Here is a 26895-nt window from a genome sequence, read left to right on the forward strand (position 1 = left end):
CTTTTAATTGCTGTAAATAAGCCAAAGCATCGTCTATCGTTTCGACGGGTACGATCACCATAGTCGTGTTAATTTTTTTAGCCATCGCGCGCGCTTCCTCGTAATTGGTTTTTGCCCCGGGCATAGCTTTCATATATTCTTCACTATAAGGTGTGGATAACGCAAAGAAATATTCCATCCCATCCCGATCAGCAGCAATAACTTTTTTACCAATCTCACCGATTGGCCCGACTGTGCCATCTAAATTCATTGTACCTGAGCCTGCAATCGCATACCCATTCGTAATATCTTTTTCGCTTAGCGCGTTAATAATCCCTAATGTAAACATTAATCCCGCAGAAGGCCCACCTATATCACTAGCACTTACCTCTAATGGGGGGGTTGTTTCGAGCGACTGTGCGGCTGTATATGATACCCCTAACCCGATACGTGCCTCTGCATCCTCTGGTATTGGTTTGAGGGCAATTGTAAAGTGTTTTTCTTTACCATCACGTAAAATAACAAGCGCCACCTCGTCACCCTTTTTCTTTGGCGCAATATGCTCGGTAAACATAGCGAGTGAAGTCACAGGTAAACCATCGACTTGTGTAATCTCATCACCTGCCTGCAATTGCTTATACGCCGCACTATCTTTTACCACATGCAACACATACAAACCTTCAAAATTTACTTTGGTTTTTAAACCTAACTTGTTATATGCTACATACTTGGCATTAAACTGCGAATCAGTCATTTGTTTTTGCTGACGCAAATCATATTCTTTATCACTCTCATCTTGGCGTCGCACTTGTTCCTTTTTTACAATTTCACTATTTGGATCAAGCCATGACAGCGCATAGCTAAGTGGTGTTGCTACTTGCATTGCTACAGTCATTAAGTTTAGTGTACCTTGATGCTTATGACTGTCTTCAACCTCAATAAATTCACTAACCTCATAAGCATGACCTGGCTTTACAATATAATAATCTAAGCGATAAAGGCTTAGCACTGCAAACAGCAACATCATTATTATCATATATACGAGTGGTTTTCTCATAATATCACTCCTAGGAAAAAGCAAGAAGCTGTACGTATCTGTACAGCTTCTTCGCCTTTATTTAAATTTTTCTTGTAATGCCTCTGCTACTATTGTTGGCACAAGCCCTGTAACGTCACTGCCATATTTCGCAACTTCTTTTACAATACTTGAACTTAAAAACGAATGCTGATTTTTAGTCATAATAAAAAATGTTTCAATCGATTCATCTAAAAAACGATTCATGGAGGTGATTTGCATTTCGTACTCAAAATCTGAAACCGCACGCAAACCTCTTACAATCGCCTTTGCATCCTTTTTCTTTGCGTAATCTACAAGTAAACCTGATGAAGCGTCGACTTCTACATTAGTAAACTCTTTCGTCACCTCTTGAATAAAGGCAATACGCTCTTCTACGGTAAATAAGGATTGCTTTGAAGAATTGTTTAATACAGCTACATACACTTTGTCAAAAACATCTGCCGCACGGCGAATAATATCTAAATGGCCTAATGTGACAGGGTCAAAGCTCCCTGGTACTACTGCTGTTCGATGTGACATATGCTACTCTCCCTTTTCGTAAATCGAAATAATACTATCCCCGTATTTCTCTTGACGTTGGCACACAAAATCACCATACGCCTCTGGCAAGGTAAAAGCTTTATCATGCTCACACACAATAACTCCATTATCCGTAACCTTCCCTGCATCCACTAGCTGTTGCACTAAGTCATAATAAGCGACTTGCGCATAGGGTGGGTCTACAAAAACAAAGGTAAATGGCTGTGGGCGCTGGATTAACATGGCAATCGCACGCGTTGCATCATTGCGATATACTTCCGCTTCGTCTTCATAACGACACTTAGCAATATTACTACGCAGCGCCTCTAGTGATTTAGGGTCCTTTTCGATGAAGACAGCACGCTTTGCACCCCTGCTTAGCGCCTCTAGCCCTAGTCCACCGCTACCCGCAAATAAATCTAGCGCTACCCCACCAGAAAAGTAAGGACCTATAATATTAAATAGAGATTCCTTTACCTTATCCGTTGTTGGTCGGGTTGTTTTGCCTGAAGCACTTTTTAACGGAATACTTTTACGATCTCCTGCTACGATTCTCATATCCTTCACCTTACTTTATTCGAGATTTACTTTCATTTGAATGCGTCCTGTGTTTTTATCAATCTCCACATGGAAAATACGCTGTAACCATCCTTCTTCAATGAAGTAGCTATCACCAATTTTAATAATCGGTTCTGACTTTACTTCATGACGCGTTTGATTATGCACATAAAATCCTGGCAAGCGTGGGAAGCGATAAGCACTCTTCGCACTGTTAACATAATAGCCCTTATTCCCTTCTCCTGCGGTATAGCCAAGATGTGGGAGTAATGTATCGGCTGTATAATATACTTTACCATCCTTCATTACAAGATTCACATCATTTTTCACGTAATCGTTGACATAAATTTCACGATCATCGCCAAATAATAATGGAAATACGCCTGTTTCAGTAGCCGCATTTTGTTCAAAATAAGTCGTTGGCATGGTAAAAATCTCTCGTAAAATACTATCTAAATACTGCGTAGTTATCGCCTTACCCTCAGTAGCTAGTACACGTTTCTTAAATTCATTTACTTGCTCTGGTGTCATTTCTTCATACAGTGTTTGTAGTACATCTTGCGCTTTTTTACCGCCTACCTCACGCTCTAATGCTAAAGTAGCTACTACATCCACTAACCATGGCTCACCTTTCGAAAAATCATACTTTTGTTTTAAACGTGTTAATAAAATTTGATTTTCGATAGTAGTGACATCAAGAGCTTCTAAAAATAAAAATTCCTGTGTATTTGCTGTTACAAATTTTGGATCTTTAACAATAGCAATATGCGTATCTCCCATTACCTCAACAACCTCACTTAAAAAATCAGCGCTAGGCTTTTCATTGGCATAAATGGAATAATGTTGCTCTTTTTGCTGTAATGTAATTGGTTGTACTGACCAATATAAGTCGCGTACATCACCATCACCACTAAACATCGTATTGGTAATCATTGATAGTTTTTGCTCTCCGACAAAAGGTAGACCTGTAATCCAGTTACCCGCCATCACCTTGTCTGTCGCCATATGTAAAATTGAATAAGATACCTCACCATTCTTTAATTGCACAAACATATTTTGCAATAGCTTATTCTCTGCTAAGCCACCTGCAATTGGAACAGTGTATGAAATAGACTGTGTGGTAGCCTCCCCCATTGTTAAGTATGTCATTGTTTCATCTACACGGGTACAGCTCGCTGTATCTTCTACGAGGCATGCTACATCTTTAGCATGCGTAGGCAAAATAATATCCATCCGCTGATTTGGTAACCCTTTAAAATGGTGTTTAACATGTAATTCGTCATTACTAAAACTTGTTTCAATTTCCTGAGCGTAATAATACGCGTGGTTGCCTGCCGCTAAATCTGCTGAGTACGTTTGGTACTGAAAAAACAATGTACCTCCAATAATCCCCGTTAGCACAGCAAATAACCCGAATGCAAATTTCATGTGCCTGTCCCTCCTGCGACATGTTACTATTATCCTTATAAGTGAAAGGAAGTGTATCAAAATGATTCAACAATTTATTGAACTTGGTCAAGGTTATGGTGATGTATATGAGTTAATCGAATTAATCGATACTAATAAGCATCGCTTCCACCAAGCATTTATCTTTACTGCTACAACAGATGAGGGCAGCAATGTTGCCTCACTAGCCGTAGCCTTCAAACCTACAGGTGACAGTAAATTCATGCCGATTTACATTTGCCGCGAGGGCATCCCTTATAACGAAGAAAAATTAGCACAACGCATTACTATCTTTACGGAGGCAGTTAATGCCGTAAATCGTAAACCTGTAACGGTTGAGCTAAAACATTCTTCAGCATTTGAGGAGCCTGCGTTATTTTACCAACATATCATTGGTATCTTACGTATGAATAACTACTTGCCTCAATTATAAGCCAATTTTATAGTCATACTCTTTCGCCTTATCCGGCTTAGCGTTTTCAAACACCGTATTGACAAATGGACGATAGGACGGCTTAACATCCTTTACAAAAGGCATGCGCTTTAATTTTTCTTCTAGCTGTGCAATATCAGCTTGATTACAGTAAATCACCACGTATTTTTGGCGGCGTGAAATATAATGAACATTGCCATACTTACGCAATGATTTCGCTTGTTTTAAGTGATATAAATAGACAATTAACCCTTGTCTTTCATTCATACTAACTCCCTCTTTTCTGTAAACAAGCATAACATATTGAGGAATTTGATAGCAACAGCGTTTAGCTGACAAGCTATAGGATTTTCGGCTATAATAGAAAAGAATGGTCAATGCTATATTTTCGTTTACTTTCTGTAGTAATTGGCTACTACTAAATATGAGTAAGTTATTTTCTTGAGGAGGATTATTACATGGGTAAAAAAACAAAAATCGCTTTAGCTGTAGCGGCAGCAAGTGCAGCAGCTTGGGCTGGTACAAAAGCAATCGCAAAACCACAAGCACGCACTGGTAAAGCCGTACTACAACATAACCGCCCTGTCGTATTCGCACATCGCGGCGGCGCTCACTTAGCTCCTGAAAACACATTACAAGCATTTGAAAAAGCAGTTTCTTTCGGTGTAGATGGTTTAGATTTAGACGTACGTCTAACTAAAGATGAAGAAATCCTAGTATTCCATGATGCTTCAGTAGACCGTACAACAGATGGCTTAGGCCTAGTAGCAGATTTAACGCTTGAGCAAATCAAAGCCTTAAACCATGGCTATAACTTTGAAGACCTAGAAGGTCAATTATCTTACCGCGATAAGCAAGTAGATGCTGTCACACTGCGTGAAGTATTCGAAAAATTCCCTGAGCTTGTATTAAGTATTGATATTAAAGATGCTCCTGACACTTATGAAGGAAGCCTAATTCCTTCTAAACTATGGCGATTAATCGAAGAATTTGATGCACAAGACCGTGTTATCGTAACAAGCTTCTACAACGAGCAAATTGAGCGCTTTAATTTATATGCACAAGATAAAGTTGCACTAGGCTCAAGCGAGGCTGAAGTACGTAAAGCTGTTACAGCTTACACAAGCCAATTCGGCCACTTATACAGCCCAGCAGCTGACGTATTCCAAGTGCCTGCAAAATCTGGCCTTATCCCATTAGATTCACCAAAATTCATTCAATTCCTACAAGGCTTAAATGTACCTGTACACTTCTCAGATGTTAACGACCTTGTAACAATTAATCGTTTAGTACGCTTAGGCGCTAAAGGCATCGTCACAGACCGCCCAGACATCGCTCAAGTATTATTTGAAAAATATAAAGAACAATAAAAAACAGCGGCAAGGTCAAATGACCTCGCCGCTATTTTTATGCAGAGCACGCACAGCCGCCACCAGTACCACAACTAGTGCCACAGCTACTTGTTAATAAGCCGTCTGTCTCAACTTTTACAGAAGGTGATACACTTGTACCAATTAATAAACCAATCTCATCAAGCAAACCTTGAAAATCATTTTCTGCTAAACGTAGGTTGGCTACTAAATCATGTAAATCTAGCGCACGCTTTTGTTGGCGTATCTCCTTCATGACCTTGCTATAATCAGGATGATACTTACCAAAACGCTGCACATCCTCATATTGTTCCTTCATATATTGAAACGCTCGTATTTGTGCCACAAGCTGTTCGTCTTTATAAACGGCATCTCTCGCCTCTCGTAAATTTTGCGCAAGTTGCGAAGCACCAATCATAGCGTTAAGCTCATCGACTTCATCTAAAATAAAAGCCCACTCGGATGTCATCATCATCTTCAAACGCCTCCAATCGTTTTTATCATACCAAAAATATGTTACATTAGCATTGATTTTAGAAAAAGGAGCTGATGAATTTGGATTTGCAACTACTTTGGCAACAAATTATGCAAGACGCTACAACTGAAGACAAGGAGGCTCTACAACATTTACTTACAGGAATCCGTGAAAAGCAACAAGGTGTGCATACGCGTTATATTAATGCTAGCTTGCGAATGACAGGTGAGTTTTTTGAAGACTATAGTAAGGTATGTATCCCCAATTCGCCCGTCATCCAAAATAGTATTCAAGTGGCACACGGAGGTGTGTTAGCAACACTTGCCGATGCGGCTATGGGTGGGCTTGCTTCTCGTGCTGCTCCTGTTGGTAAAAATGTAGTTACTACTAATCTTACGATGAATTATATAGCTACGAGTAAAGCGCCTATTCTTTTAGCTAAAGGATACTTCGTACACCGTGGCAAAAAGACCTTTGTAATGTCGGCGATTATTGAAGATAGCACCGGTAAGCGCTTAGCTACAGCTAGTGCCACTTTCTTTGTAATACAAAAACGAACAGTCTAATGTTCAGACTGTTCGTTAAATAGGGCTTCTTTAGGTGCTTCACGTGTAGCCGCAATATGGGTACACATATCTGCTAAACAAGAAACCCCATAGTGTGTATACGCTTGATTTAACAATAAATCTTGTTGTTCATTATTATTAAGCATACGATGAATCATTTCAATTGCATCAAACTCAATGTTTACTGTCGCTTCAGCGATGTCAGTCATTTCGATACCCATAGTTTGAGCTCGCTCAGCTAAAGGCAATAACACGTTATTTTCATCTTCACGTTGTTGTATGACATCTTGTACGGTAGCTTGTGCAAGTTGTTTTAATTTTTCATTATTGCGATACTTTGGCAATAGCTTGTAATAACGTTGTACAGCTATTAAATCAGCCGCTTGCAACGTTAGAGTATGACTAACTTCATCCTGTAACGTAGCATTCATTGCTGGACGCTGTAGCGCTCCTTCATAATACGCTAACTCATATGGCTGTAATTTTATTATAGTAGCATAATCAAAGAAACGAATGGCTGTCACTTCCTGTTCAGCATTAACAAACACTTGCGCAACAATATCATCAAACTTTACTAGCATACGATGCTTTAAATCATAATCTGTTAAAGCTAAGGTATACAATTGCCCGTCTTGATTCAACATTACCTCAGGTTCAATAATTGATGTGCGATAAACATCATCTAATGTACTTCCTAACGTAAAGGGATCCGTCTTCACGCTACGGCCTGCTACATATACCTGTTTTACCACATCTTGGTCTAATGCAATCATTGTAAATGTTGTAGCATCTGTATTATATGTCCACCATTCATAACCGTAAGCTGAAGCTTCCTTACGCTTAGGCTCACCATACTGAGCTAAAATATCAACGCTTGATTTACCTATTAATGTAGAAACTCCTTTTGTAGGGCGTGGCAAAGCCTCACTTGCATACTCCTGCCATTCCGCAAATGTTGCATCTTCGTCAGGCTTAGGAGGCGGCGCTGACGAATTTTGCGAATACTTATAAAAAACAAATGTTAGGATAGTCGTAATAACTAAAATTCTAAATAGCGCCTTCAATTTGTTGGCTCCTTTTCTCGCATGTATTACGTTTGATTATAACAAGTATCCCACCGTTGACACAATCTTGCCATTGCAACAAAGTCCTTTTTGCTCTATTATAAAAATGAGCGTATAGTATATGTACGAAAAGCTAAAGGAGGATTATTCAATGCATTTTGAAAACACAAAACTTGAAAACATTGTGGCTGAACAAAAATTAGTTGAAGATGTAATGGCTAAGCAAGGCCTAGAAAGCACAGGCGCGTGGGACTATGACCGTAAAACCTTCGACCGTCGTTTTGACGTGCGTGAAGGACGTTTCTATTTACGTGTATTCACTTACGCAAAATCTGGTGACGTAGGTGCTAACAACGCTGAACTTTGTATCTTAAAGCCTGCTCTTGGCAAATACTACTACCCACATGGCGTAGAGTATGACAACGAAGAGTTCCCAGCACATTTAGTTAAAAAATGTGAGGAAATCTTAGCAAACGTGCAAAAAGAATTCGCTGCATTTGGCATTCAAGCACAATAATACATAAAAGACTATAGCCTGCTATAGTCTTTTATTTTTGCAAAAAAACGATGCACGCCACTAACTGGCGCACATCGTTTTTTACGTACCTAAAATCGCTTTAATCACTGAAGTTGTGTCTCCACCTTTGTACAGCACATATAATAGCATATATACGGCTACGCCAGTAATCGCTACGAAGAACCAAATAATACTTGTAATCGGCCCGATACGGCGGTGTAACTTAAGATTATTTTTAAAGCCTGATAATAAGCTCACAATTCCAAAAACTGCACCTGTTGTAGCCAGCGTAATATGGAAAATTAAAAAGAACGTATAATACTTCTTAAGTTCTGCTGGACCACCAAATGCTGTGTTACCAATAAATACTGTTCGTGTTGCATAAATAATAAAGAAAATAAGCGCTGCAATACCTGCTACAAACATTACTTTTTTATGCGCTTCTACTTTCCCTTTAATAATTAGTCCCCAACCAATAGCTACTAATACCGCACTAATAACGATAAAGGTAGTACTAATCGTGGCTAATACAGGAACACTAATACTCATGTTTTATACCCCTCTTTTACTCACTGAGATTGTCGAATGCTTGCTTGCTCGCGGTGCCATTTTTCCTGGTGTGCCTTTAATGCATCTTCTGTTACTTGATCTGCTGTAGCACGATCTTCACGGTACCAACGCATAAAGAACACGGTAATTAAAACACCGAAAATAATTTCTTGTAAAATCTTCATAATAACGCCGCCCATTTGTTGGTCCATAATTGTTGTTAATGAACTAAACATTTCAGGGCCTGAAATCGAGATAGAAAGATTAGCTAATGTGCCTGCTGGTACACATAGCTCCATTGCTTTTAACCATGCTTCTCCGTCTGTATACGTCGCATAAATTGGCTCATTAGCAAAAATAATTAGTGCACAAGCTGGTGTAATTAAAACAGCGTTAGCAATAATATAAACAATGCTGTTTAAATTTTTCATTTTAGGTCCTTCAGGCATTTGATTAATAATTGGCCAGTACATTAATACCGCTGAAATAAATAAAATGACGGAATAGCCACCATGCAGCGCACCATTTAATTTAACATAATCAAGTACCATCGGAATATGATAAAACGAAAATAACGCAATAAAATTTAAAATCGCTACAACTGGACGCGTAAAGAAGTTCCATAACACGCGAATAACCGGTGCATTAATTAGTGGCTTCCACACCCACCACGGTATACCTTTAATAATAAAGATAGGTAATAATAATAGCATTAAAGCCATTTGCACCATATGTAAGGTAAACATAATATGCCCCATCAAATCAACTGGCGTTCCTTTAATGCCATAAAACAATAGCATTGCTAATAAGAAGTAGATAATTTCACTTCGCGTTAACGGTTCGCTCTCTTTAAATTTGTCACGAAATTTAACGGTTACTAAAAAATATAGCGCTATAAGAAGTACCGTAACAATCATTAAACCAGGACTCCAAAGCGCTCTAAAACCGAAGATACTTATCGACATGATAAACCGCGCTCCTTTAAATTCAATATGTCTATTATAAAGCGCATACATCATAACTGCAATGAACGAACAGTGACATTTTACATACATCTTTAACAATCAAAAAAGCACCTTGCATAAACGCAAGGTGCTTTGTTTGTATTACCACCAAATGATTGTAACAAATGCTAGTAGCATCATGAATGCGAAGAACGCACCTGTCCACATAAACATTGTAATTACACCGATTTCGTGAGCTTCTTTTTCTTCCATATGCATGAAAGCATAAAGTTGTAATACGACTTGAATACCAGCTAATAATAAAATTAACGGTAAAATTAGTGTTTTAGAAAAGTCAGCCATTACAGAAGCGAAAGCGATTAATGTTAAGAAAATCATAATCGCGAAGTTCGTTACTTGGCGCTGCATATACATTTTTGTATTTGCACGGTAATACTTTTGCTGTTCAACTGAACGAGTTACTACTGGTGTGTCGTGTGCCATATTAACCTACCACTCCCATCAAGTAAACTACTGTAAAGATAAACACCCAAACTACGTCGATAAAGTGCCAGTATAATGACGCAACGAAGTATTTTGGTGCATTGTATAAGTTTAATCCACGTTTAGCATTACGTAAGATTAAAGCTGTGATCCAAACTAAACCTACAGTTACGTGGAATCCGTGAGTACCAACAAGCGTATAGAAAGCAGACGCGAATGCTGATGAACCAAATGTGAAACCTAAGTGCACATAGTGGTTGAACTCATAAATTTCTAAACATAAGAAAGAGAAACCAAGTAATACTGTAATACCCATCCATAATTGTACACCTTTGAAGTTATAGTTCTTCATGTGGTACATCGCATATACAGATGTTAAAGATGAAGTTAAAAGAATCATTGTCATTGCAAATGCAAGTGGTAATTCATATAAATCTTGTGTTGAGAATTCCATACCTGCTGGACCTTTGTTTTTAAGCGCAAGGTAAGTAGCAAATAAACTAGCGAATAGAACGATCTCACACGCTAAGAATAACCAGAAGCCTACAAACTTATTTTTACCTTCCAGTGTAGCCTGTTCAGCATGTGCTGGCCAAGTTTCTGGAGTGTACTTCTTAAGTGTATCCATTATTTGTTACCTCCTTTTTTACCGTATAGCTCTTCTTCTAGTGCTTCAATTTCAGCCACTGTTACATAGTAACCATGGTCGTCTTTTAAAGAACGGTAAATCATAGAGCCGAATGTAATTGCTAAACCAATAACTAATACTGGGATAGCCCATACACGTGAATCATCAGCCACACCTAGTGGGCTGTAAAGAGCACCGAATGATGCAATGAATAAACCTAAAGTCATTACGAAAGGTACGATAGAGTTGTTAGGCATATGGATATCACCTAGTGGCTCTGCATAAAGCATACCTTCTTTGTTACCATCTTGTTTTTCAATCCAATAAGGATCTAAACCACGAACAAGTGGTGTTTGACGGAAGTTATAGAATGGAATTGGCTGTGGAATAGCCCATTCTAAAGTACGGCCATCTTCCCATGGGTCATTGCCCGCTGGAACGCCTTTAACTGTTGTAATAATAACGTTAATTACTAGTAAAATTACACCTGCAGTCATGAAGAATGCACCGATTGTTGAGATAAAGTTAAATGTATCCCAACCTTGGTCTGGCATGTACGTGAATACACGACGTGGCATACCCATTAAACCTAAGAAATGCTGTAAGAAGAACGTCATATGGAAACCAATGAAGAAAATCCAGAACGTAATCTTACCTAATGTTTCATTTAACATACGGTTAAAGAATAACGGCCAATAGAAGTGTGTTGAACCTAATAGCCCTAAAACGATACCACCAACGATAACGTAGTGGAAGTGAGCAACGATGAAGTAAGAATCGTGTAACTGATAGTCAAGAGGCGCTGTTGCCTGCATGATACCTGTTACCCCACCTGCTACGAATGATGGGATAAAACCAAGTGCATAAAGCATTGGCGTTGTAACTTTAATAGAACCGCCCCAAACTGTTAATAACCAGTTGAAGACTTTCATACCTGTTGGTACTGCGATTGCCATTGTAGCTACCGCGAAAATTGCGTTCGCTGTTGGTCCAAGACCTACTGTGAACATATGGTGAGCCCAAACCATGAAGCCTAGGAAACCAATTAAGATTGTTGCGAATACCATTGAAGAGTATCCGAATAAACGTTTACGTGAGAACGTTGGAATAATCTCAGAGAATAAACCAAACGCTGGTAATACTAAAATGTATACTTCAGGGTGACCAAAGATCCAGAATAAATGCTCCCAGATGATTGTATTACCACCCATTAAGTGGTCAAAGAATTGTGCACCAAACATACGGTCAAATAATAGTAAAATTAAAGCCGCTGTTAATGGTGGGAAACCGAATAAGATTAAAGAACTTGTTACAAACGTAGTCCAAGTGAATAGTGGCATACGCATAAATGTCATACCTGGCGCACGCATATTAATAATAGTAACTAAGAAGTTAATACCAGAAATCAGCGTACCTGCACCGGATACTTGTAAACCTAATACATAGAAATCAATACCATGTCCTGGTGAGTAAAGTGATAATGACGCATATGAAGTCCAACCTGCGTCAGGTGCTCCACCCATGAAGAATGATAAGTGTAAGAATAGTCCCCCGAATAAGAATAACCAGAACCCTAATGAGTTAAGGAATGGGAAAGCTACGTCACGTGCACCAATTTGTAGTGGCACGATCATGTTCATAAATGCGAATAGTAACGGCATCGCTGCTAAGAATAGCATCGTCGTACCATGCATTGTTAAAAGTTCATTGAAGAAACCTGCTGAAACGAATGTATTTTCAGGAAACATTAACTGAATACGCATTAATAGCGCTTCGAAACCTGCGATTACGAAGAACAAAGTACCACCAAGTAAATACAGCACTGCAATCTTCTTATGATCGACAGTTGTTAAGTAGTCCCAAATTGTTGCTCCGAAACCTTTTTTCTGTGTACTCGAGCTCACAAACTTCTACCTCCCTCGATAATTTAAGCTATCTCGATAATTATTTTTCTACTGATAGACCCATGATGTATGAAGCTAATGCTTCTACTTCTTCGTCTGAAAGTTCACCGTATTTACCTGTCATTAAGTTACCTGGTTTGTATTTCTCAGGATCTTTAATCCAGTTTTGTAGCGCTTCCTCAGTGTGATCCATGAAGCCTGCTGTACGGTTACGGTCACCAAATGTTGTAAGGTTAGGACCTTGGTTTTGAACGATAGATGCTGGAGCTCCAGAAGCAGATACTGCGTGACAGCTAATACAGCTGTTAGCAAATGTTGCTTCACCTAAGTCAGTTGACTCTGGATCTGCTTTATTACCTTCAGTTTTTTGCATTGCTGCAACCCATTTATCAAATTTCTCTGGGCTAACTGATTTTACTTTAAAGTCCATAAGTGCGTGTGAAGGACCGCAAAGCTCAGCACATTTACCATAGAATACGCCGTCTTTTAAGTCTTCAGACTCTTTGTCGAATACTAAATAGAAACGGTTTAAGTTATCTACGTTTGTATCCATTTTACCGCCAATTGCTGGTACCCAGAATGAGTGTTTTACATCTGCAGCCATAAGGTTGAAGTAAACTTTTTCTCCTGTTGGTACTACTAGCTCTTGAGAAGTTACGATATCATATTTCGGGTAAGAGAACTCCCACCAATATAATTTTGCAGTTACATTGACAGTTAGCGCTACTGGATTACCATCTTCATCAACTTCATCCATTGCTGCTACGTCTCCAAGTTTGTAAGTTGTCATTACTGTAGGTACTGCAAGGATAAGTAATAACAGGATAGGAATAGTAGTCCAAATGATTTCTAACGTATGGCTACCCTCTACTTGCTTCGGCATTACGTCTTCCCCAACTACTGAACGACGGAATTTGAAGAAAGCAATTAAGTAAATTACAGTTACAACAACTACTACTAATGTCATGATAGAAATAGCTAGCATTAACAATTTATATTGTGCATGCGCTACTTCACCAGCCGGCTTAAGTGCAGAAATAAATTCTTCACCACAACCTGAAAGGAATACCATCATCGCTGCTAAAAGCGAAAACAGTCCCCATTTTTTAAGCCCTTTCATCATAGCTTAATTAACCCCTCTTTCTTTGTTGTATTTTCATGTGTACTTACGAGCATCTACGCTTGGTGCGAAGCTGTGCTACTTTCACCATTGCTGTTAGGCATTTTCACTGTTCATAGAATATATTCATAAAAACGTTGAAACCTTTTGTCCATTAAAAACATCTACAGTAATGTGTCTCGCATTAAGAAGTTTGCATCTACTTTTTTAAGCATCTTCTTAAAACGTAACTAAAGGCGCTAGCAACTTGCTGCACATATTTAGCGTGAACTACTCTCACATACCGGCTCTCTAGCCGCCATTAACAAAAATTCACTTACAATCATAAATATTGTAAGCACTTCCTTAACCATACGATGTTTCACAATTTCATACAAACGTCGATTTTGTGAAGTTATAAAGCACACTTCAGCAAGCATCTTACGCTAGCTTACTTTTGTTCACATCACCCTACAATTAATTAAGCGTTTTCCAACTTTATTTTTGTAAGCATATTCCGCTAACCTAACTATAGCGAAAATCTCGTGTAATTTCTAGACGTTTAGTGAAATTTCAATGAAGTTGTGAAAAATCATCAACGTTTAAGAAATTTTAGTGAAATCAACATATCTATAGTAAAACATTTTCTAAAATGATTTGTGAAGGTTAAAGCACGAAATTATGAACAATTTGTGAAATGCCTTTGACAGTTCCTTAGCGAATCTGTAAAGAAGTTGTCTTTTAGCACTTAATTCGATATTATCAAGAAGCATAAACGCTCAGAGTTTGAGCGATGTTGACAGATAAAAGTAGGTGGCTAAACTCTTATGCAACAAAATAAATATATGAAATGGTTTGCTGTTGGAGCAACCATTGGCATGCTATTAATTTTACTTGGCGGTGCCCTTGTTACTAAAACAGACAGTGGTTTAGGATGCGGACGACATTGGCCTGGCTGTAATGGTCAGCTTATCCCAACCGTGATTACGAAAGAAGTTATCATCGAATTTTCTCACAGACTTGTAACAGGTGCAGTTTCCTTTTTCATTTTAGGTTTAACAATTTGGACATGGCGTAGCTTAGGTCATATCCGAGAAGTTAAATTTTTAGGTTTCTTAGCAATGTTCTTCCTAATTGCTCAAGCCTTAATTGGTGCAGCACAAGTATTATGGGGACAAGGCGACTTTATTTTAGCGCTTCACTTCGGGATTTCCTTAATATCATTTGCATCCGTTTTATTATTAACACTTATTGTTTTCGAAGTGGATAAAAAATTTGATGCAGATAATGTACGCATTGGAACTAATTTAAAGTGGCATACAATTGGCATCACGATTTATTCGTATCTTGTTGTTTATACAGGTGCACTTGTCCGCCATACAGATTCTAGTTTAATTTGTCCTGATTGGCCGTTTTGTTATAACGAAGATCCTTTCCGTCTACCAGACAATATGTATGAATGGGTACAAATGGGGCACCGTTTCGCGGTATTAATTTTCTTTGTATGGATTGTTTATATTACATGGATTGCGATTAAGCATTACAAAAATCAACCTGTTGTTTATTGGGGTTGGATTATTGCCTTTGTATTAGTTATTTTACAAATCGTAGCTGGGCTATTTGTTGTATCAACGCGATTAAATTTAATTGTTTCTTTATTCCACTCATTATTTATTACGTTATTATTTGGTTTACTGTGCTACATGATTTTATTAGTATCACGCAGTGAAGCAAGCAAACGTAAATAACAAAAAATCCTTACCTCGATATTGAGGTAAGGATTTTTTTACGCTTGTTGCTCAGCTAACTCTTTACGTCTGCGTCGCTCCATTTTTTGCTTAATCGAAATATTCATCACAATACCTAAAGAAGCTGAGACCATCAACAGTGATACCCCACCAAAACTAAGTAGCGGTAAAGTTACACCTGTTAGTGGAATAATGCCCGTAGCACCTCCGACATTAACAAAGGTTTGTAAGCCAATCCAACTCGCTACACCTACTGCTAAAAAACGCTCTTTAGGATTTGTTGCTCGAATCGCAACAAGAATAGCATGCAATACTAGATAGCCAAGCCCACCTAACACAATCACAATACCTACTAAACCAAGTTCCTCAGCAATAATCGCAATAATAAAATCGGTATGCGGTTCTGGTAAATAACCTAACTTTTGGACAGATTGCCCAATACCTTGTCCTGTAAGGCCACCTGTGGCGAATGCAAGGTAACTCTGAACAACTTGCATACCTTCACCCTGTGCATACATAAAAGGGTCTAGGAAGGAGTTTAAACGCCCCTCACGGTTACCACTTAATAGTAGTTGTCCACCACCGAGTAGTAAAAATGCCAATCCTGCAACAATCACACTGATTGTACCTAATACTAATCGTTTAAAATCTTTTGGCTTCCAGCGTACTGACAGGAAGATACAGTACGAGATAGCTAAATAAATAGCTGCCGTCCCGATATCTGGTTCACTAATAATTAGCCCTGCACCTACCACGACTGGTACGAGTGCGCCTACTACTTGATTAAGCTCTAAACGACCTAATCTCTGCTCACGTGCACCCAGCACACTTGCAAGCGTCAAAATAATAAAGAATTTTAAAAACTCTGATGGCTGAAATTGAATAATACCTAAAAACTTAATCCAACGTTGTCCACCAATATCGGCCCCTGCTCCCGAAAATTTTAATTGCACATACATGATAGCAACAATCACAATACCAACTTTAATAAAGGCTGGCTTCACGTAATGACGATATGGGATAATAGATGCTACTGTAAATGCAAAGAACGCCACGAGCATACTCATGCGCTGACGGTCATAATAAAAGTCATACGGCTTATCATTGCTAATTGCTTTGTCCATACTAGAGCTATAAACCATCACTAGTCCAAACAATAGTAAGAATACATATACAATTAGCAGCGGATAATCAATATCTTTTGCAATTCGTTTTAATTGGCTTTTCATTATACGCAAACCTCATTTGTAGAAAAAAAACTCAAAATCGCTTACTTGAGCGTTTTGAGTTTTCTTTTATTTTTTCGTATGCGCGTCATGCACAGCAGAAAGCTCTTTCTCTAGTGAGTCAAGTATTTCTTTCCCCTTTTCGCGCTCAATTAAGCCTAGCTTTGTAGCAAATTCAATTTCGCGTGATAAGCCAAACATTTGTGTATCTAGTACCTCTTCATACAGCGGACATTGTGGCATTGTTAAATGCTCCATTTGTACGCGAATTAAACGTGCAATCTTGTCCGCATCAGCTATTAAAAGCTCCATCGCTTTCTCTTGAAAAGAAGCTGGTGTTTTTGTATCCATGAGGACGCCCCCATCATCTTTAATTCTGTTTGTATCTTAGTAAATTTTAGCTTTTCATCGGACAAATTGCAAGTGTCTACCTCTACTTTATAAATCTGTGTACGTATTTTCTTATCATTCGCTATAAAAAACGGTATACTATACGAGTAAAAGAACTAGAGGGGGATTTTTACGTGGAAACAATTATTGCATTAAAAGGTGCGGTGAAATACCCGCTTACTTTAGATCCTACAGTCTGGATTTTTGATGACCGTAAAGTTGATTTAAAAACCTACTTCACAGAAACACACGAAGAAGAGGACGAGGATATTAAATATATGCGTGCCGTTGGTAAACATTGGTCACGCGAAATCATGGAGGGCGCTACCTTCCCACCAACACTAAAAACCGAACGTAAATTTGACCGTAAAGGTATGCAAACAGGTACATTTGGTATTCATTTCAATCATTTTTTAAAAAATGCTGAAGTGCTACCAACTGCAACAACTGTTGTTTTCGAAACAACGACGGGTAAGGAACATAGCTTTTCACTAGAGGAGGCCAAGTCTTTACTTTTTAAATATAGTGACGAAGGCAAACCTTTAGTTGAAGATGGGCCTGTTCATGTACTACTTGCTGACGGCTCAAATGTGGATGCACCAATTACAGATGTGTGTGCTATCCGCGTTCAGTAAGGAGGCTTTGCCATGCGAGTAAAATGCGTAATTTGTGATGCATTAGAGCAACTTGATGACGATTTACCACAAGCAAAAAAGCTACGCAACCGTCCCATCAATACGTTTATGTGCACAACTTGTCATGACCGTATTGCAAAAAAAACTGAGGCACGCATTGCTACGGGGCATTTTATTTTTTATAAAACATCGCCATTACTTGATAAAGAATTTTAAAAAAATAACCTGTGTAGCTTGTAGGCTACACAGGTTATTTTTATTGTACCGCTTCTTCGTCATCGTGCTTAACACGAATACGATAAATAATTAAAATTGCTGCTGCTACTAATAATCCTTCAATCATTGGTAGTGATAATGCAAAGAATGTCAGGACGATACAGCCGATAAATAAGCATCCGTAAATAATCGCATTTTGCCAAAGTTTGATGTGACTACGCGCAAACCCTAACTTGTATACGACTGCACATAAAATAAACACAGTGAAAAACGTAATATAGCCTGCTACATCATAATTTGGCGCGTTTTCGTAAATTAAACGACTAATACCCGTCAAATCATTAAACACAGCTTCTTCCGTTCCCTGCTTCATTTCTGTTGCTTGGAGGAGTACCCAATTCACACTAATCTCTCCCTTTCACTTAAAACAACTTATTGGTCAGCGTTACGAAGCTTTTTCGCTGCTTTTTCACGTTCGTTTTTGTCTAATACTTTTTTACGTAAACGAATTGATTCAGGTGTTACTTCTAAATACTCGTCATCACTTAAGTACTCAAGTGCTTCTTCAAGTGTTAGGATACGAGGTTTTTTAATAACGTTCGTTTGGTCTTTGTTAGCTGAACGAATGTTAGTTTTTTGTTTCATTTTTGTGATATTTACAGTGATATCGTTATCACGTGTATTTTCACCAACGATCATACCTTCGTAAATTTCAGTACCTGGCTCAAGGAATAATGTACCACGGTCTTCAACTTGCATCATACCGTAAGTTGTTGATTTACCAGTTTCCATAGAAACAAGTACACCTTGGTGACGACCGCCAATACGACCTGTTAGCATTGGGTGGTAGCTATCAAATGTATGGTTAATAATACCGAAACCTTTAGTGATAGACATGAACTCAGTTGTGTAACCGATTAAACCACGTGCTGGTACTAAGAACGTTAAACGAACTTGACCATTACCGTTGTTTACCATATCTAACATTTCACCTTTACGAGTACCGATTGACTCAATAATAGAACCAACTGTATCTTCAGGAGCATCAATTTGTACGCGTTCGAATGGCTCAGATTTAACGCCATCAATTGTACGTAAAATTACTTGTGGTTTAGATACTTGTAATTCAAAACCTTCACGACGCATGTTTTCTACTAAGATAGATAAGTGAAGCTCACCGCGGCCTGAAACGATCCAAGCATCTGGAGATTCTGTATCTTCTACGCGTAATGATACGTCTGTTTGTAGTTGTGAACGTAAACGCTCTTCTACTTTACGTGCTGTAACATATTTACCTTCACGACCTGCGAATGGTGAATTGTTTACTAAGAATGTCATTTGTAATGTTGGCTCATCAATACGTAATGCTGGTAATGCTTCTTGGTGGTCAACTGGGCAAATTGTTTCACCTACGTTGATATCCTCCATACCAGAAATAGCGATTAAATCACCTGGTAATGCTTCTTGAACTTCAACACGTTTTAAACCGAAGAAGCCGAAGATTTTTGTAACACGGAAGTTTTTCACTGTACCGTCGATTTTCATCAGTGCTACTTGTTGTCCTACATGGATTTTACCGCGGAATACACGGCCAATACCAATACGACCAACATAGTCATTGTAGTCAAGTAACGCTACTTGGAATTGTAACGGCTCGTCTTCGTTGTCTACTGGTGCTGGGATATGTTCGATAACTGTATCGAATAAAACGTTCATGTTTGGCTCTTGTGTTGCTGGGTCTGGATCTAGGCTCGCTGTACCATTTACGCCTGATGCGTAAACTACAGGGAATTCTAATTGTTCGTCGTCAGCACCAAGTTCGATAAATAATTCTAGCACTTCGTCTACTACTTCTTCAGGACGAGCTGCTGGTTTATCAACTTTGTTTACTACTACGATTGGTGTTAACTTTTGCTCTAACGCTTTTTTAAGTACAAAGCGTGTTTGAGGCATACAGCCTTCGTAAGCATCTACTACTAAAACTACACCATCAACCATTTTTAAAATACGCTCAACTTCTCCACCGAAATCGGCGTGTCCTGGTGTATCTAAAATGTTAATACGTGTATCGTTATAGCTTACTGCTGTATTTTTTGCTAAAATTGTAATACCACGTTCACGCTCGATATCACCTGAGTCCATCATGCGGTCTTCAGTGTGTTCGTTTGAACGGAAAGTACCTGATTGTTTTAATAATTGGTCTACTAATGTAGTTTTACCATGGTCAACGTGTGCGATGATTGCGATATTGCGAATATCTTGACGTAATTTAGTCATTGTTCCACTCCATATTCTTTTTTCGTATGTTTAACTGTGCTATTATAGCATAAGATGATTAGCTTGTCTTTTTGAACTTCTTATTTTTTACAAACTTTTAGTCTAACGAGGAGGTTTTTCTTGTGAATCGTGCAAAAATTGTGATGGCGATTATGGCACTTGCAGCGATACTTTCGATGTGTTCCATTGGTTATTCTGTAGCCATTGGCAGCGGGATGGGGATTGTTGCTGGTATACTGGCAGTATGCTTCGTGTTTATGATGGGCTTCAAATTAAAACGTAAATTCCGAGAGCAAAATCTATTATAAATACAATGCCTTGAGCTGTCGCGCTCAAGGCTCTTTTTTTATAATTGCTCGATATAATTTGCTAAAATTTCTTTATGGACAGTAGGGTTACCAATTAAAAAAGTATCCTGCCCTAAAAAATCAAAGTATTCTCCATTTAAATTAGTTGCCACTGCACCTACCTCTTTAGCAATAATCGTGCCTCCACCAATATCCCAAGGCGACAAGCGCATTGATAAATAAGCATCCAGTTTACCACTAACCACAAAGGCAATCTCCATAGCAGCTGAACCATATGAACGCGTACCACGAACCTTTCGAATGAGCGAAATTAATTTTTCGTGATTAATTTTACCATTTGGGGTTACCCAACTCGCATTAATACCAATGACTGCTTCTTCTAATTTAACTGGCTGTAGCTTGCGCAGTGGTGAATCATTATACCAAGCGCCCTCACCTTCAATCGCGCAAAATAAATCACCGCGCATAACATCATAAATATAACCGAGCTTACCTACACCATCTATAAAAATACCAATTGTAATCATAAAGTGACGATGCTGCTTTACAAAATTCATTGTGCCATCAATCGGATCAATAATCCATACGACACCTTCTAACGATTTTACAGCTTCCCCCATGCCTTCCTCACCTAAAATACGATGCGTGGCATTATATGTTTTGATTTTTTCAATAAAAAATAATTCTGTTTCGCGGTCAATATTGGTGACCAAATCGTTAGCACTGGATTTTGTCTCTACAATTAAATCATACGAGAATGACTTACGAATACGCTCGCCCGCTTCTTTTATAATTTCCTTTGCAAAGTTATCGAGTTGCTTAATATCCATACACTTCACACCCTTCTTTGTCAGTAGTAACATCACTGCTACTCCCCCACCCCTAGTATAACAAAAATCACTTGCCGTCTTGCATGCAAGTGATTTTTATTTTGTGATGTGTAATGGTTTACGCGTATACATGGAGCACCTCTAGCTCTTTTTGAATTTCAGCTAAACGTTTTTTGCTGCGTACAATATCCTTTGCGTTATTTTGTTGCATCGCATCATATAGTGTAGCTAGCTCATAATCTAGTTCTAGCTCTAACATACGTGTATATTGTTTCTCAATGTCTGATTTGCGTATCATTTTAACAACCTGTTTCATACTAAACACCATCCTTTTTCTTTTGTAGGATTTGTTGCACCTCGTGTTGATGTCTTCTTACTTCATTTTTGCCCCATTATTGCGCATAATAAACATACAATCGAAAAGGAGTTAAAAAAATTATGACATTTAACGGATTTACCCAACAAGATTTTGCAACATTTATGATTCCTGGTTTAGCTGAACGTATGGAAGCAATTGAAACACGTATTCGTCCTAAGTTTCGTTATATTGGGCAACGTGCAACGGATCAGCTCAGCATGCAATTAAATCAAGAAATGTTTTTGCACATCGCAAAGCATGCACGCCGAACCGTCAATCCACCGCAAGACACGTGGTTAGCTATTGCTAATAATAAGCGTGGCTATAAAAAGCACCCACACTTTCAAGTAGGGATTTTTGACGACCATATTTTTATTTGGTTAGCCTTTATTTATGAGTTACCAAATAAATCGCAAATTGCTTCGACCTTTATGAGTGAACAAGAAATGTTTGATGAGTTGCCAAATGATTTTGTAGTATCACTAGACCATATGAAAAAAGATGCTACTCCACTTGCTACACTTGACAAAGAAGCTGCACTTAAACGCTTTAGAGATGTTAAGAAAGCAGAGTTTTTAATTGGACGTCACATAAAAAAAGACGACCCTATTTTACAAGATGGGACAGCACTACTTACAAAAATCGAAAGCACTTTCGATGCATTAGTACCACTTTACAAATTAGCCTATCAAGATTTTAATTGAAAATGGTTATCACTATCATTTATAATGTAAATTATTACATAGTAAAGGATGGTTTTTTATGATTGGTATTTTACATTTTGCTTACGGTGCACCACAAAGTTTGGATGATTTAACAGATTATTTTAGCCATGTTTTAAACGGCAAAACACCTCCACCGCCAATGATGGCGAACATCACAAATCAATTTGCGCGCGTAGGTAAAGCTGATTTAATTGGCGGTGTGACCTCACGTATTGCTAGTGGGCTTCAGCAGTTATTACCTACTACACGTATTTATAAAGGCTACCGTCATACCGCACCTTTTATTGAAGATAGTGTGCAACAGATGCTTGCTGATGGGGTCACAAAAATTATTGTGTTACCAATCAATCCAATCTTTTCGCAATCAGGTAGCGGTGCTGTACATGCTCAAGTCGATACTATTGTTAATAGCGCTGTACCTGTTGTTCATTTAAATGATTGGCATTTGCACCCTGCCATTATCGCGCTATATGCTAATCGCGTACGTCGTGCCAACAATTGGTTACCACAAGCGGCTCAACAAAAAGCAATTACCTTTTTCACAGCACATAGTCAACCACTAGACACTGAACGTAACGCTCCTTATATTGCACAAATGGAGGCTATGGCACTAGCCATTGCCGAAGCAGCCGCGCTACCTGCAGCACAGGTTGCCTACCGCAGCGCTAAAGAACGCGCTAAATGGTTAGGTCCTGACGTACAAGAAGCCATTCAAACTGCTGTTGATAACGGTCATACAGGCATCATTACATGTGAGCTTTTATCTTTAGCACCAGATGTTGAGTCCTTCTTTGAAATTGGCGCAGACTGCCAAGCACTGTGCGCAACTCTTGATATACCTTTTGTGCAAAGTGAGTTTCCTGCAGACAGTATTGATACTGTACTTGCGCTAAAAGAAATAATTACACCTCACCTCTAAGAAAAAAGGAGTTACGCAAAAAAACTGCGTAACTCCTTTTTGTTCATTCATTTCATTTTAATTAGCGTACCATCAGCCTGCGCCTTTGCTTCTTTAATCACACGGTATGCAACGTAGCCACTGCTCTGCTCAAACTCGCGACACAATGTTTTTTCTTCTGCTTGTGCTGGTACAATTTCTTTAAAGCGACGATAATTTTTCATCATCACTTCACGCTTAACGCCTTTTTCATAGGCCAGCTCAATCGCCTCAAAAAATTTAACGACATCAATCATTTCTGTTGTTGACCATTCAGGTAACAATGGGTAAGAATACTCCAAGCTACTAACCACCTTTACTTAGTTACCCCATTTTAAACGGATTGCCTCCGCTTGTGCAACCATTCGATCAAATAATGCCTGTACAGTTGGGACATCCTTAATTAAACCCGTCACTTGCCCTGCCCAACCAAAGCCTTGTGAAGCATCGCCATCATAAATAAATTTTTTGTTGGCGTTACCGCTAATATGTTCCTTTAAGGCCTCATAGGTTGGCGTTGTCTCTTCAATCGCTAAAATTTCTTCAGTAAATGGGTTACGAATCGCGCGTGCTGGTGCACCAATTGAACGTTTAATAATTGTTGTATCTGCTTCTGTGCTATCAAGTAGCGCTTGCTTGTAAGCAGCCGAGGCATGCACACACTCCTGCGTGGCAATAAAGCGCGTACCCATCTCTATCCCCTCTGCGCCTAAAGCATGCGCAGCCATCCAACCACGACCATCACCAATGCCTCCTGATGCTACCACAGGGATACGTACAGCATCCACGACTTGAGGAATTAACACCATCGTTCCAATATCATCACGCCCTAAATGACCGCCACCTTCTTGCCCTACTACCATTACTGCGTCAGCACCAAGTTCCTCTGCTTTTTCGGCTTGGCGGCGTGCTGCAACAAGCACTAGCTTTTTACAATCACTATCTTTTAACAACTCAAATAATGGTGCCGGGTTCCCCCCTGTCATTGTCACAACAGGTACATTTTCTTCTGCCGCTACACGTACCATTGCCTCGTAACCTTTGCCATGATTACCAATTGCAAAGTTAACACCAAATGGTCGATCCGTTAATTCACGTACTTTATTAATTTCGGCACGCAATTCTTCAGGCGTTGCTAGACTCATTGCTGTAATTTGCCCAAGCCCCCCTGCATTACTTACGGCAGCCGCAAGCTCTGCATAGGCAAGGTACGCCAGCCCACCTTGTATAATTGGATACTGAATCCCTAATAATGTTGTAATTTTAGTTTCCCATTTCATTGTTAACCACCCCTTCTATACTGTATTATTTCGGCACGGTGTACAAAAACCCTTCTTTTTCGAGCAAAAGCAAGTTGTTCGCAACTTTGACTTAAGTTAGCTACAATAATTGAAGGGAGTGATAACGTTGAACACATGGCATAAACGCTTTGACACAGAAAAATATATATATGGTGAAACACCCAATGAATTTATCCGCACTCACGCAGGCTATTTAAACGAGCACGCGACTATTGCAGCATTTGCTGAGGGCGAGGGGCGTAATGCTGTCTTTTTAGCACAGCTTGGTCATACAGTAACAGCTTTTGATTATGCGCAGAGCGGCTTAGATAAAACTGAGCGCCTTGCTACTAAAAACCGAACAGTGGTTACGACAAAACTCACAGATTTACTAACGGATGATGTACCTGTAGCTCAATTTGATGCTGCTATTATGGTCTTTGGACATTTTTATCAAGACGACCAGTTAAACGTACTAACTAAAATTGCAAACTCCGTAAAGCCTGGCGGACGCATTATGATGGAGCTTTACTCTACTGCACAAATTACGTATGGCACAGGCGGCCCACGCGATACAGACTGGTTGTATGACGCTAAGCAATTACTAGATTGGTGCGCCCAATATAAAATACTTCACTTCTTTACAGGCGAAGTGGAACGCAGTGAAGGCGAGCTCCATACAGGGCTAGCACATACCATACAATTTATTATCCAAAAATAAAAAGGACGTGCTTAGCGCACCTCCTTTTTTATTATTGTAGTAATGTTGTGACAATACGCAACATAGCGATTTGCGCCTTAAGTGCACTAACTTCCTCAAGCTCTAATGCTAATAGTTCATTTTGAAATCCTAACAGCATCCCTTGCCACTCGCCGTCCTCTTCAACTGCAAACTCAATTTCAAATAAATCAGCACGCAGTTGCTTAATAGCTTGACGCTGCACCTCATCACTCACACGGTAAAGCCCCAACATTTGTGTATTTAATAATTGAATTGCTTGCCCTGTGTTCGTCACAGGCGCTACTTCGGTTACTATCATCGGTTGTTCCTCCTCAATCGTACCATCTACTGCTACACGCACATCAATTACAAGACGCACAACTTGCTCTAACCATGTAGCAAAGTGTTTAGCACCCTCTGTATGTTGTAAACTCGCAAAAAAATCATCTGGCATTATGTACTGTTTATTGCATTGCTCATAAAGCGCGATTACCGCATAAGTTACGCTTTCTTCTTGCTGTGTTGCTAGTTCAATTGTTACGCCTTCAAAAAGTGGCACATTTGCCATATAATGCGCAAATAATTGATTAACTTCAGCAGGAGTAATAACTTTTATCTCCGTGTAGGAAGTGCCCAGTGCCTGTAAATCTGTAGCCGCCTTTACTTGACTAGGACTCGTTTGTAATAAGTAAAATAATGTACTCGTAATGATTGTTGGGATATGTTTAGCGTATAGGCTGTCCTTGCTTAATGATTGACTCAAAGTGCTTTCCTCCTCTAGTCGTACTCGTTCTTATTATAGCCCTTATCTACTATTTTACCAAAGGATTTCTGTTGTAAAATCGTACTATTCTGTAAATAGGTCACACTATACTTATCAGCCAGTTGTGCTAAAAAGCATCGCATTTCATCTGCATCTCCTGTAAGCTGAATTAACAGCTCCTTGTAACGAGCGCTCTCACTAGCTGTTGCATACTTTTTAAAATAACCCCACATATGAGCGCAAGCATTTTGCATACTACCTTGCGTCAACCGTTGTTGCTTAGCCTCCTCTATTATAGCGTTGAGCTTTGCCTCGTTAGCTTGTGGATTTTTTAAATAAGTACGGATAGCTTGATAATGACGCTGACTATAAAATAACACGGCGTACTTTTCTTCACGCCAACGTTTTTCGAGTTGTGCTCGCATATTACATTCCTCCTGAGGTGGTTCAATTGAAAACACACACATTGCATTATTTGGTGCTCGTGATGAGCATTGTCGTACTCGCATGGTGCTGGGATGATTTTTTTAACACGCCAATCGCTCACCTATTACTAAATGTCGATTTCTTAATCGATTATACGGTACGTCAGCCAAGCTTAGCTGAAGAATTTCTTTACCATGCCATTACGACCTTTATTATTTATGGACTCTTCGTCCAGTTAGCACGCACACGTTTGTATATCCCTGCACTGCTTATTTTCACCATTTTTTCTTCAACTGTGCTGTACTTTATTTTAGGTGAACAAGCTGTCCGCCCTATTACACTAACTACTGAAGCATTTACAGGTTGGGTTGTCATTCATTTAATATTTGCTGCGTTATTATATCGTTTCACCAAAAAATAAG

General features: G+C 39.0%; 35 protein-coding genes. 12 read left to right on the forward strand and 23 right to left on the reverse strand.

The window, feature by feature from the left end:
- The 4 genes from CH76_RS10750 to CH76_RS10765 all read right to left on the reverse strand — a co-directional run.
- Positions 1 to 1036: SepM family pheromone-processing serine protease (locus CH76_RS10750; protein ID WP_036145997.1), on the reverse strand; the 1036-nt coding region annotated here is incomplete at its 3' end.
- A 57-nt stretch (positions 1037 to 1093) separates the two neighbouring features.
- Positions 1094 to 1576 (reverse strand): pantetheine-phosphate adenylyltransferase, encoded by a 483-nt coding sequence (gene coaD / locus CH76_RS10755; RefSeq protein WP_036146000.1) that lies wholly within the window; start codon positions 1574 to 1576, stop codon positions 1094 to 1096.
- A 3-nt stretch (positions 1577 to 1579) separates the two neighbouring features.
- On the reverse strand, positions 1580 to 2134 hold the full coding sequence (gene rsmD / locus CH76_RS10760) for a 16S rRNA (guanine(966)-N(2))-methyltransferase RsmD (protein ID WP_036146002.1): 555 nt from the start codon (positions 2132 to 2134) through the stop codon (positions 1580 to 1582).
- Between the two features lie 15 nt (positions 2135 to 2149).
- Complete coding sequence (locus tag CH76_RS10765; RefSeq protein ID WP_036146003.1) at positions 2150 to 3562, reverse strand: hypothetical protein; 1413 nt, start codon at positions 3560 to 3562, stop codon at positions 2150 to 2152.
- A gap of 61 nt (positions 3563 to 3623) precedes the next feature.
- Between CH76_RS10765 and CH76_RS10770 the strand changes: the two genes are divergently transcribed.
- Positions 3624 to 4013, forward strand: coding sequence for a hypothetical protein (locus CH76_RS10770; RefSeq protein ID WP_036146005.1), 390 nt, complete (start codon positions 3624 to 3626; stop codon positions 4011 to 4013).
- Here CH76_RS10770 and CH76_RS10775 read toward each other — a convergent pair.
- Entirely contained in the window at positions 4008 to 4280 is a 273-nt protein-coding gene (locus CH76_RS10775) for a YlbG family protein (RefSeq protein WP_036146007.1), read from the reverse strand. The two genes, CH76_RS10770 and CH76_RS10775, sit on opposite strands and share 6 nt — an antisense overlap.
- Positions 4281 to 4471: 191 nt before the next feature.
- On the opposite strand from CH76_RS10775, the gene CH76_RS10780 reads away from it, so the two are divergent.
- Positions 4472 to 5383, forward strand: coding sequence for a glycerophosphodiester phosphodiesterase (locus CH76_RS10780; RefSeq protein WP_036146008.1), 912 nt, complete (start codon positions 4472 to 4474; stop codon positions 5381 to 5383).
- Positions 5384 to 5420: 37 nt separating this feature from the next.
- Here the strand turns inward: CH76_RS10780 and CH76_RS10785 are convergent, their stop codons facing one another.
- Positions 5421 to 5858 carry a YlbF family regulator gene (locus CH76_RS10785; RefSeq protein ID WP_036146009.1) on the reverse strand — a complete coding sequence of 146 codons (438 nt, stop codon included), beginning with the start codon at positions 5856 to 5858 and terminating at the stop codon, positions 5421 to 5423.
- Positions 5859 to 5938: 80 nt separating this feature from the next.
- Here CH76_RS10785 and CH76_RS10790 point away from each other — a divergent pair, with 80 nt between their 5' ends.
- Positions 5939 to 6424, forward strand: coding sequence for a PaaI family thioesterase (locus CH76_RS10790; RefSeq protein ID WP_235190389.1), 486 nt, complete (start codon positions 5939 to 5941; stop codon positions 6422 to 6424).
- Here the strand turns inward: CH76_RS10790 and CH76_RS10795 are convergent.
- A complete protein-coding gene (locus CH76_RS10795) occupies positions 6421 to 7488 on the reverse strand; it encodes a CAP-associated domain-containing protein (RefSeq protein WP_036146013.1) in 1068 nt (355 codons plus the stop codon). The genes CH76_RS10790 and CH76_RS10795 overlap by 4 nt on opposite strands.
- A gap of 151 nt (positions 7489 to 7639) precedes the next feature.
- Here CH76_RS10795 and CH76_RS10800 point away from each other — a divergent pair, with 151 nt between their 5' ends.
- On the forward strand, positions 7640 to 8005 hold the full coding sequence (locus CH76_RS10800; RefSeq protein WP_036146014.1) for a YugN family protein: 366 nt from the start codon (positions 7640 to 7642) through the stop codon (positions 8003 to 8005).
- Between the two features lie 81 nt (positions 8006 to 8086).
- On the opposite strand, the gene CH76_RS10805 is transcribed toward CH76_RS10800, so the two are convergent.
- The 6 genes from CH76_RS10805 to coxB all read right to left on the reverse strand — a co-directional run bounded on the left by CH76_RS10805 (position 8087) and on the right by coxB (position 13657).
- Complete coding sequence (locus CH76_RS10805; protein ID WP_369792391.1) at positions 8087 to 8554, reverse strand: DUF420 domain-containing protein; 468 nt, start codon at positions 8552 to 8554, stop codon at positions 8087 to 8089.
- A 20-nt stretch (positions 8555 to 8574) separates the two neighbouring features.
- Positions 8575 to 9519: a cytochrome c oxidase assembly factor CtaG gene (gene ctaG, locus CH76_RS10810; protein ID WP_036146015.1), complete on the reverse strand. Its 945-nt coding sequence runs from the start codon at positions 9517 to 9519 to the stop codon at positions 8575 to 8577.
- Between the two features lie 141 nt (positions 9520 to 9660).
- Complete coding sequence (locus tag CH76_RS10815) at positions 9661 to 10002, reverse strand: cytochrome C oxidase subunit IV family protein (protein ID WP_036146024.1); 342 nt, start codon at positions 10000 to 10002, stop codon at positions 9661 to 9663.
- Position 10003: 1 nt separating this feature from the next.
- Complete coding sequence (locus CH76_RS10820) at positions 10004 to 10630, reverse strand: cytochrome (ubi)quinol oxidase subunit III (RefSeq protein WP_036146026.1); 627 nt, start codon at positions 10628 to 10630, stop codon at positions 10004 to 10006.
- Positions 10630 to 12534: a cytochrome c oxidase subunit I gene (gene ctaD, locus CH76_RS10825; protein WP_036146028.1), complete on the reverse strand. Its 1905-nt coding sequence runs from the start codon at positions 12532 to 12534 to the stop codon at positions 10630 to 10632. The genes CH76_RS10820 and ctaD overlap by 1 nt, the downstream gene beginning before the upstream one ends.
- Before the next feature lie 40 nt (positions 12535 to 12574).
- Positions 12575 to 13657 carry a cytochrome c oxidase subunit II gene (gene coxB / locus CH76_RS10830; RefSeq protein WP_036146031.1) on the reverse strand — a complete coding sequence of 361 codons (1083 nt, stop codon included), beginning with the start codon at positions 13655 to 13657 and terminating at the stop codon, positions 12575 to 12577.
- Between the two features lie 803 nt (positions 13658 to 14460).
- Here coxB and CH76_RS10835 point away from each other — a divergent pair.
- Positions 14461 to 15381 (forward strand): heme A synthase, encoded by a 921-nt coding sequence (locus CH76_RS10835; protein ID WP_036146033.1) that lies wholly within the window; start codon positions 14461 to 14463, stop codon positions 15379 to 15381.
- 38 nt (positions 15382 to 15419) lie between these two features.
- Here CH76_RS10835 and CH76_RS10840 read toward each other — a convergent pair whose 3' ends face one another.
- Together CH76_RS10840 and CH76_RS10845 are read right to left on the reverse strand one after the other, a co-directional pair.
- On the reverse strand, positions 15420 to 16610 hold the full coding sequence (locus CH76_RS10840; RefSeq protein ID WP_036146035.1) for an FtsW/RodA/SpoVE family cell cycle protein: 1191 nt from the start codon (positions 16608 to 16610) through the stop codon (positions 15420 to 15422).
- A 66-nt stretch (positions 16611 to 16676) separates the two neighbouring features.
- Complete coding sequence (locus CH76_RS10845) at positions 16677 to 16958, reverse strand: YlaN family protein (RefSeq protein ID WP_036146037.1); 282 nt, start codon at positions 16956 to 16958, stop codon at positions 16677 to 16679.
- A gap of 173 nt (positions 16959 to 17131) precedes the next feature.
- Here CH76_RS10845 and CH76_RS10850 point away from each other — a divergent pair, with 173 nt between their 5' ends.
- Both CH76_RS10850 and CH76_RS10855 read left to right on the forward strand, forming a co-directional pair.
- Entirely contained in the window at positions 17132 to 17632 is a 501-nt protein-coding gene (locus CH76_RS10850) for a hypothetical protein (protein WP_036146039.1), read from the forward strand.
- A gap of 12 nt (positions 17633 to 17644) precedes the next feature.
- Positions 17645 to 17848 carry a YlaI family protein gene (locus CH76_RS10855; RefSeq protein WP_036146041.1) on the forward strand — a complete coding sequence of 68 codons (204 nt, stop codon included), beginning with the start codon at positions 17645 to 17647 and terminating at the stop codon, positions 17846 to 17848.
- 40 nt (positions 17849 to 17888) lie between these two features.
- On the opposite strand, the gene CH76_RS10860 is transcribed toward CH76_RS10855, so the two are convergent.
- Positions 17889 to 18251, reverse strand: a complete 363-nt coding sequence (locus CH76_RS10860) for a YlaH-like family protein (protein WP_235190390.1) — start codon at positions 18249 to 18251, stop codon at positions 17889 to 17891.
- Positions 18252 to 18280: 29 nt separating this feature from the next.
- Positions 18281 to 20125 carry a translational GTPase TypA gene (typA, locus tag CH76_RS10865; RefSeq protein ID WP_036146044.1) on the reverse strand — a complete coding sequence of 615 codons (1845 nt, stop codon included), beginning with the start codon at positions 20123 to 20125 and terminating at the stop codon, positions 18281 to 18283.
- A 122-nt stretch (positions 20126 to 20247) separates the two neighbouring features.
- Between typA and CH76_RS10870 the strand changes: the two genes are divergently transcribed.
- Positions 20248 to 20433 carry a DUF5325 family protein gene (locus CH76_RS10870; protein ID WP_036146047.1) on the forward strand — a complete coding sequence of 62 codons (186 nt, stop codon included), beginning with the start codon at positions 20248 to 20250 and terminating at the stop codon, positions 20431 to 20433.
- A 38-nt stretch (positions 20434 to 20471) separates the two neighbouring features.
- Here the strand turns inward: CH76_RS10870 and CH76_RS10875 are convergent, their stop codons facing one another.
- Together CH76_RS10875 and CH76_RS10880 are read right to left on the reverse strand one after the other, a co-directional pair.
- A complete protein-coding gene (locus CH76_RS10875) occupies positions 20472 to 21263 on the reverse strand; it encodes an inositol monophosphatase family protein (RefSeq protein WP_036146072.1) in 792 nt (263 codons plus the stop codon).
- A 118-nt stretch (positions 21264 to 21381) separates the two neighbouring features.
- A complete protein-coding gene (locus tag CH76_RS10880; protein WP_036146049.1) occupies positions 21382 to 21579 on the reverse strand; it encodes a hypothetical protein in 198 nt (65 codons plus the stop codon).
- A gap of 122 nt (positions 21580 to 21701) precedes the next feature.
- Between CH76_RS10880 and CH76_RS10885 the strand changes: the two genes are divergently transcribed.
- The gene (locus CH76_RS10885; RefSeq protein WP_036146052.1) at positions 21702 to 22325 is read left to right on the forward strand and encodes a YktB family protein; all 624 of its coding nucleotides are present in this window, start codon (positions 21702 to 21704) and stop codon (positions 22323 to 22325) included.
- 58 nt (positions 22326 to 22383) lie between these two features.
- On the forward strand, positions 22384 to 23265 hold the full coding sequence (locus tag CH76_RS10890; RefSeq protein ID WP_036146053.1) for a ferrochelatase: 882 nt from the start codon (positions 22384 to 22386) through the stop codon (positions 23263 to 23265).
- 47 nt (positions 23266 to 23312) lie between these two features.
- On the opposite strand, the gene CH76_RS10895 is transcribed toward CH76_RS10890, so the two are convergent.
- Positions 23313 to 23585 carry a UPF0223 family protein gene (locus CH76_RS10895; RefSeq protein ID WP_036146055.1) on the reverse strand — a complete coding sequence of 91 codons (273 nt, stop codon included), beginning with the start codon at positions 23583 to 23585 and terminating at the stop codon, positions 23313 to 23315.
- Positions 23586 to 23603: 18 nt separating this feature from the next.
- Positions 23604 to 24563 (reverse strand): nitronate monooxygenase family protein, encoded by a 960-nt coding sequence (locus CH76_RS10900; RefSeq protein ID WP_036146058.1) that lies wholly within the window; start codon positions 24561 to 24563, stop codon positions 23604 to 23606.
- A 127-nt stretch (positions 24564 to 24690) separates the two neighbouring features.
- Here CH76_RS10900 and CH76_RS10905 point away from each other — a divergent pair, with 127 nt between their 5' ends.
- Positions 24691 to 25284 (forward strand): bifunctional 2-polyprenyl-6-hydroxyphenol methylase/3-demethylubiquinol 3-O-methyltransferase UbiG, encoded by a 594-nt coding sequence (locus CH76_RS10905; RefSeq protein WP_036146061.1) that lies wholly within the window; start codon positions 24691 to 24693, stop codon positions 25282 to 25284.
- Positions 25285 to 25315: 31 nt separating this feature from the next.
- Here the strand turns inward: CH76_RS10905 and CH76_RS10910 are convergent, their stop codons facing one another.
- Both CH76_RS10910 and CH76_RS10915 read right to left on the reverse strand, forming a co-directional pair.
- The gene (locus CH76_RS10910; protein WP_036146063.1) at positions 25316 to 26047 is read right to left on the reverse strand and encodes a hypothetical protein; all 732 of its coding nucleotides are present in this window, start codon (positions 26045 to 26047) and stop codon (positions 25316 to 25318) included.
- A gap of 14 nt (positions 26048 to 26061) precedes the next feature.
- Positions 26062 to 26472: a DUF1722 domain-containing protein gene (locus CH76_RS10915; RefSeq protein WP_051910327.1), complete on the reverse strand. Its 411-nt coding sequence runs from the start codon at positions 26470 to 26472 to the stop codon at positions 26062 to 26064.
- A 26-nt stretch (positions 26473 to 26498) separates the two neighbouring features.
- On the opposite strand from CH76_RS10915, the gene CH76_RS10920 reads away from it, so the two are divergent.
- Positions 26499 to 26894: a hypothetical protein gene (locus CH76_RS10920; protein WP_036146065.1), complete on the forward strand. Its 396-nt coding sequence runs from the start codon at positions 26499 to 26501 to the stop codon at positions 26892 to 26894.
- The last annotated feature ends 1 nt before the right edge of the window (position 26895 follow it).

Source organism: Lysinibacillus sp. BF-4, assembly GCF_000743635.1.
In the GTDB taxonomy this organism is placed as follows: domain Bacteria; phylum Bacillota; class Bacilli; order Bacillales_A; family Planococcaceae; genus Metalysinibacillus; species Metalysinibacillus saudimassiliensis.

Bases quoted from the DNA above. Each gene is read 5' to 3' on its own strand.
- CH76_RS10845 (WP_036146037.1), bottom strand. From the start codon at position 16,958: ATGGATACAAAAACACCAGCTTCTTTTCAAGAGAAAGCGATGGAGCTT.
- CH76_RS10820 (WP_036146026.1), bottom strand. From the start codon at position 10,630: ATGGATACACTTAAGAAGTACACTCCAGAAACTTGGCCAGCACATGCT.
- CH76_RS10900 (WP_036146058.1), bottom strand. From the start codon at position 24,563: ATGAAATGGGAAACTAAAATTACAACATTATTAGGGATTCAGTATCCA.
- coaD (WP_036146000.1), bottom strand. From the start codon at position 1,576: ATGTCACATCGAACAGCAGTAGTACCAGGGAGCTTTGACCCTGTCACA.
- CH76_RS10775 (WP_036146007.1), bottom strand. From the start codon at position 4,280: ATGAATGAAAGACAAGGGTTAATTGTCTATTTATATCACTTAAAACAA.
- CH76_RS10805 (WP_369792391.1), bottom strand. From the start codon at position 8,554: ATGAGTATTAGTGTTCCTGTATTAGCCACGATTAGTACTACCTTTATC.
- CH76_RS10890 (WP_036146053.1), top strand. From the start codon at position 22,384: ATGATTGGTATTTTACATTTTGCTTACGGTGCACCACAAAGTTTGGAT.
- rsmD (WP_036146002.1), bottom strand. From the start codon at position 2,134: ATGAGAATCGTAGCAGGAGATCGTAAAAGTATTCCGTTAAAAAGTGCT.
- CH76_RS10765 (WP_036146003.1), bottom strand. From the start codon at position 3,562: ATGAAATTTGCATTCGGGTTATTTGCTGTGCTAACGGGGATTATTGGA.
- CH76_RS10840 (WP_036146035.1), bottom strand. From the start codon at position 16,610: ATGAAAAGCCAATTAAAACGAATTGCAAAAGATATTGATTATCCGCTG.
- CH76_RS10785 (WP_036146009.1), bottom strand. From the start codon at position 5,858: ATGATGATGACATCCGAGTGGGCTTTTATTTTAGATGAAGTCGATGAG.
- CH76_RS10885 (WP_036146052.1), top strand. From the start codon at position 21,702: ATGACATTTAACGGATTTACCCAACAAGATTTTGCAACATTTATGATT.
- coxB (WP_036146031.1), bottom strand. From the start codon at position 13,657: ATGATGAAAGGGCTTAAAAAATGGGGACTGTTTTCGCTTTTAGCAGCG.
- CH76_RS10780 (WP_036146008.1), top strand. From the start codon at position 4,472: ATGGGTAAAAAAACAAAAATCGCTTTAGCTGTAGCGGCAGCAAGTGCA.
- CH76_RS10855 (WP_036146041.1), top strand. From the start codon at position 17,645: ATGCGAGTAAAATGCGTAATTTGTGATGCATTAGAGCAACTTGATGAC.
- CH76_RS10915 (WP_051910327.1), bottom strand. From the start codon at position 26,472: ATGCGAGCACAACTCGAAAAACGTTGGCGTGAAGAAAAGTACGCCGTG.
- CH76_RS10835 (WP_036146033.1), top strand. From the start codon at position 14,461: ATGCAACAAAATAAATATATGAAATGGTTTGCTGTTGGAGCAACCATT.
- CH76_RS10880 (WP_036146049.1), bottom strand. From the start codon at position 21,579: ATGAAACAGGTTGTTAAAATGATACGCAAATCAGACATTGAGAAACAA.
- CH76_RS10875 (WP_036146072.1), bottom strand. From the start codon at position 21,263: ATGGATATTAAGCAACTCGATAACTTTGCAAAGGAAATTATAAAAGAA.
- CH76_RS10815 (WP_036146024.1), bottom strand. From the start codon at position 10,002: ATGGCACACGACACACCAGTAGTAACTCGTTCAGTTGAACAGCAAAAG.
- CH76_RS10800 (WP_036146014.1), top strand. From the start codon at position 7,640: ATGCATTTTGAAAACACAAAACTTGAAAACATTGTGGCTGAACAAAAA.
- ctaG (WP_036146015.1), bottom strand. From the start codon at position 9,519: ATGTCGATAAGTATCTTCGGTTTTAGAGCGCTTTGGAGTCCTGGTTTA.
- CH76_RS10770 (WP_036146005.1), top strand. From the start codon at position 3,624: ATGATTCAACAATTTATTGAACTTGGTCAAGGTTATGGTGATGTATAT.
- typA (WP_036146044.1), bottom strand. From the start codon at position 20,125: ATGACTAAATTACGTCAAGATATTCGCAATATCGCAATCATCGCACAC.